Genomic DNA, 5,028 nt, shown 5'->3' with positions numbered 1-5,028 from the left:
AATCGGTTACCAGGACCAATCTGCAGCCCATAGAATGGGATGCGCAAAACGAGATGATCAAGGTGAATCCGCTTTATAACTGGTCCGAGAAAGATGTATGGAATTACATCAAAGGGAATGGAGTGCCTTACAATGAACTCCATGATAAAGGTTATCCCAGCATAGGTTGCGAACCGTGTACACGAGCTGTAAAACCCGGAGAAGATGTACGCGCAGGAAGATGGTGGTGGGAAGAGCCCGATAAGAAAGAATGCGGGCTGCATGCCAATGGAAACAACAAAAGCTCAAATTGAGCGATTCCATAAAACAAATAAAGAAAAAAACTCCCGGCAAAACAGCCGGGAGTTTTTTTCTTTTCTTTTCTATATAAACCAAAAAGAGGCTGCCTTGTAAAGACAGCCTCTTTGCAGGAGATATCATCTTATTGCTGTAAGTAACCCTGATTCTGCACCATGTTTTTATTGGCGTTGATTTCTTCTTCAGGTATTGGAAATGCATAGTTGTAGCTTCCATAATCAGGCCCACCATGTTCCTGCAAGCTTGGATCGGGATAAGGAATGTCCAAGCCAGTTCTCGCCAAATCATGGAAGCGAAATCCTTCAAAGCAAAGTTCCCGTCTTCTTTCCTGTAAAATATTGTCCTTATTTATTTCAGCATAAGGAGGGGCATTACGATGATTGGGTATCATATTCAGATAATCCAAAGCGGATTGACCGTTCATACCACTCTGATCCAATTCAAATAGTGCTTCCGCATAATTCAGAATAACTTCTTCGTAACGGATCAATGGGATATTGTCGCTATAGTTCACCATATTGGGATATTTGCCGTTATTATGCAATTGTTCAGGCCTCCAGGCTCCCGGACCAAGCATATTAACTGTCACACCATTTGACTGTGTCAATTGTCCGGTCATCCGAACATCACTGGAGTCAAATATAGTAGCCAGATTGGGTAAGACCTCGACATCCCCGTAGGAATCTCCTCGGTAAATATAGGCCAACCCATTGATATTATTGTTATCTGTACTTGTATAAGCCAATTCGAAGATAGAATTTGGTCCACCATCAGAGGCCCAATAATCCACATAATTCTCTGCAGCAATAATGCTATAGTTGCCCGAGCCAATTACTGCTTCAGCAGATGTTACAACTTCTCCCCAGTCTCCAAAATACAGTGCAATTCTTGATTTCAGTGCTTGTGCTCCATAAGTAGTCATGTACTGTTTGGAATCATCATTCATGTCGGCTGACATGAATTCAATCGCACTATTTAGGTCGGCATAGATATTATCCTTGACCTCGGATACGGTTTGTCGTTCCGGGAAAAAGTCAGTAGGTCCGAATGCTCCCAAATCACTTGCAAAAGTAGTAATATAGGGCACACCCAGGTCACTGCCATCAACATGTTGCTGGCCATAAAGCTTCAACATGTCAAAATGAGCCAATGCACGAATGGCATATGCCTGTCCGAAAATATGATCTATTGCTGCTGCATCGCCTTCCAGATTGGCTTTATCTTTTGTCAGGATAGCATTTGTTGATGCCACTACTTCATAGATATCTCTCCAGGAAGTCTCCACGTAACCTGTACCAGGTCCGAGATCCATGGCTGATGGCTCCAGAAATCTTCCCGAAGCTCCATTGGCGAAACAATTATCGGACATTACTTCTGCAAAAACTATATAATCTCTGCCATAGTAGGCAGTTTGAGTTAACCTGTCATAAGCTCCCAACAAAACTCCCTGGAGAGCTTCTGCGCTGTTAACGCTTTGTTCGATAGCTTTTTCCTGGGCCAGGGTCGGATCCAGTGATTCCTCAGTACAGGAGTTAAAGAACCCGATGAATAGCCCGATAGCTAATATTGAATATATTATTCGTTTCATATTGATTCGTTTCATTTAGTTAAAAATTCAGGTTTAAACCAAGTACAATTGATTTTGTAGGTGGCGTAGTCAGACGGGTATATCCGTTTGCTCTTACTTCAGGGTCATATTTCAGATTATCGTCCTTAACCCAGGTAAAATAATTGGTGGCCCTTGCATAAATTCTTATTCCATTCATACCAACATTAGAAGCAATATTTTCAGGTAGATTATAACCCAACGTAAGCCCTTTGAGTCTTACAAAATCTCCCTCATGCAAAAATCTAGAAGAAGCTTCTGCAGAGAGATCATTCGCATATAACTGTTTTGGAACATCTGTTTCGTCGCCAGGCTCCTGCCATCTTCTCATCAGACCATCCACACCCTGGAACAGGGCAACGGGATAAAATCCTGAATTGAAGTAGTACTCCTGCCATCTTTCCAGTATTTTATTTCCACCGGAAAACATGACATTGGCATTAAGGAATATGCCCTTAAAATCAATATGCGTTGAAAAGCCTCCGCTGTATGTAGGAAGGGCGCTTCCACCCTGGTATGCCTTTTCAGCCTGATAATACTCTGTGGTCAATTCTCCATCTTTGCCATTCTTGTACCACTGAGCTTCACCAGTTTCCGGGTCAACACCGGCCCATTTTCTTATATACCAAGCCCATGCGGGACGACCCACTTCATTTTTCTTGGCATAATTTTGGATGACAATATCTTCACCTTCGGGATCTTTTGCCAGTTGAGTAACTTCATTATCCACAGTTGAGAAGTGACCACCCACATTGATGTTGAAATCCTGAGATCTTACAATATCCAAATTTAATTCTACTTCCATTCCTTTATTGACCATAATCCCTACATTTCTTGTGTATTCGTTGAAACCAGTAGTGAAGGATAAAGGTACATCTTGCAGCAAATCATAGGTTTGCTTTTTAAAATAAGCGAAAGAACCGCTGATTGCTCCATCAAAGAAACCAAAATCAATTCCAACATCGTAGTTTTCGTTCTTCTCCCAACTCAATGATTTGTTACCTACCTGTGAAGGATAAGGTGCACCCTGCTCATCATATTTTTCATCGTAGGACAATAAAGCCTGATAATTGTTAAGACCAATTTCAGAGCTTCCACTTGTCCCATAAGAACCTCTAAATCTGAGGTTACTTATAAAATCCATACCAGACATAAAGTTTTCCTGCGAAAGATTCCATGCACCGCCAACTGCCCAAAAATCACCAAATCTATTACCTTCGGCAAACCTGGAGGAACCTTCTTTTCTATAAGTAAGATCTACAATATATCGACCCTGATAATTATAGTTAACCATACCAAGATAAGAGAGGTTTATCCAGTCGTAAAAATTACCATATGCTTCCTGACTTGCAGGCGCATTATCGAGATATATCAAACCATCAGCGGGGAAATTTTCTCCATATCCGCCTAGATATCGTGACTTATTTTTCTGAAATTCCTGTAATACAGTAACATCAAAATTATGAGACTGCTGAAGGGTAAATTCATAATTCAATGAATTTTGAACCACATAATTTAATGAACGTTCCAATTCATCACTAACATTGCCGTTTTGATCCCTAACGTCACCATAATTTCTATTGCCGTAGCCAAAAGCATTCAAAATGTTATAATCCCCGCTAAGTTTTGTTTCAAATGTCAAATTCTCAATAATATCCCAGTCTAATGACAAAAAACCCCTGGCATTGGTCATATCATGGTAATTCACGTCATGCTTGGCCAGATAAATTGGATTAAACATTACCGCAGGCATGGTAATATTAGGATCACCCTCCTCGTTATAAGGTTTAAAAATATTGGGCATAAAATACTTCGAAGCATGAGGGTTGGCGAAATAAGCGCTTTGCTCAATCACCGGATTCTGACGGGAATTCGAAATATGAAGTTTTGAATTAAATATAATGTTATCTCTCAAATCCCGTGTATAATTCAACAACCCTGAGAATCTCTCAAAATCTGCTCCAATAACTGTCGCCTCGTACTGATTATACCCCAGAGATGCATAAAATGAAGACACATCGGTACCCCCTCTTGCAGATAAATTCGTTTTCAACATAGGGGCATTCTTGTTCATCAGGGTCTCTTCCCAGTCAATATTCGGCCTGCCATTGTCAATCCATGTTTGATAAGCACCGGCTTGTGAAAGGCCCCAGTCCTTAGCAGTTTGAAATGCTTCATCTTCGGGGATGTCAAAAGAATTATGTATGGCCTCCTTATAAAGAGTAAATCTCTCCTCTCCTGATAAAGGATCATAGCCAGGTACTGCTTTATCTCTGAAACCGTAAGTAGTTTTCAGATCAAACTGGACGTCACCTGATTCACCTTCTTTGGTCTCAATGACAATAACACCATTTGAACCTCGTGCTCCATAAGCTGAAGTAGCAGAAGCATCCTTTAGTACAGTTACCGATGCAATATCTTCACTGCTCAGCGATGCCAGCTTATTAAATGAGGTATAAGCACTGGTGTTCGAAACATCACCGGAAGTAACAGGCACTCCGTCAATCACAAACAAGGGCTCATTACCGGCAGTCAATGAACTTCTTCCACGAATCCTGATATCCTGAACTGCACCAGGTGTTCCGGAATTGGTTCGCACGTTTACACCGGCAATCTTACCCTGTAAGGATTGGTCAACCGATTCCACCGGAACTTCTTCCAGTTCGTCGCCCTGAACTTGAACAGAAGACCCGGTAATCTGGTTCTTACCCCTTGAGGTATAACCCAGAACTATTACTTCCTCCATTTCTTCAACGGTTGGTTGCATTTCGATATTAATGGTCGAGCGGCCATCAATATCCGCTTCTACTCTTTGCATTCCTACAAAGCTAAACACCAGTGTTTCTGCATCGGATGGCACTTGTAATGAATAATTGCCACCCATATCGGTAGAGGTACCAATGGTTGTCTGACCTTCTACAACAACTGACACCCCTGGGACCGGTTCACCCGTCTCTGCATTGGTCACCGTTCCCGAAATCTGCATTTGTGCCGATGCCGTCAATCCGGCAAACAGCACAAAAGTCAAAAGAAAAATTAGCTTTCTCATAAACATAAATTTAAGGTTTCGGATTAAAATATACATTTTATCATGATCAAAAATATGATTTTTTTGAATTTTTAAC

3 protein-coding genes are annotated in these 5,028 nt (G+C 41.3%); 1 reads left to right on the top strand and 2 read right to left on the bottom strand.

The window, feature by feature from the left end:
* Positions 1 to 293: phosphoadenosine phosphosulfate reductase family protein (locus tag KGY70_16755; GenBank protein MBS3776850.1), on the top strand; the 293-nt coding region annotated here is incomplete at its 5' end.
* A gap of 128 nt (positions 294 to 421) precedes the next feature.
* On the opposite strand, the gene KGY70_16750 is transcribed toward KGY70_16755, so the two are convergent.
* Both KGY70_16750 and KGY70_16745 read right to left on the bottom strand, forming a co-directional pair.
* Positions 422 to 1,885: a RagB/SusD family nutrient uptake outer membrane protein gene (locus KGY70_16750; GenBank protein ID MBS3776849.1), complete on the bottom strand. Its 1,464-nt coding sequence runs from the start codon at positions 1,883 to 1,885 to the stop codon at positions 422 to 424.
* 19 nt (positions 1,886 to 1,904) lie between these two features.
* Complete coding sequence (locus tag KGY70_16745; GenBank protein ID MBS3776848.1) at positions 1,905 to 4,952, bottom strand: TonB-dependent receptor; 3,048 nt, start codon at positions 4,950 to 4,952, stop codon at positions 1,905 to 1,907.
* Positions 4,953 to 5,028 lie beyond the last annotated feature (76 nt).

The sequence above is a fragment of the Bacteroidales bacterium genome (assembly GCA_018334875.1).
Lineage (GTDB): Bacteria > Bacteroidota > Bacteroidia > Bacteroidales > UBA12077 > JAGXLC01.
The sequence above is the reverse complement of the archived record's forward strand: the minus strand, read 5'-3'. Positions and strand labels throughout refer to the sequence as shown.

Excerpts from the sequence above, each read along its gene's own strand:
- KGY70_16750 (MBS3776849.1), bottom strand. The coding sequence starts at position 1,885 with ATGAAACGAATAATATATTCAATATTAGCTATCGGGCTATTCATCGGG.
- KGY70_16745 (MBS3776848.1), bottom strand. The coding sequence starts at position 4,952 with ATGAGAAAGCTAATTTTTCTTTTGACTTTTGTGCTGTTTGCCGGATTG.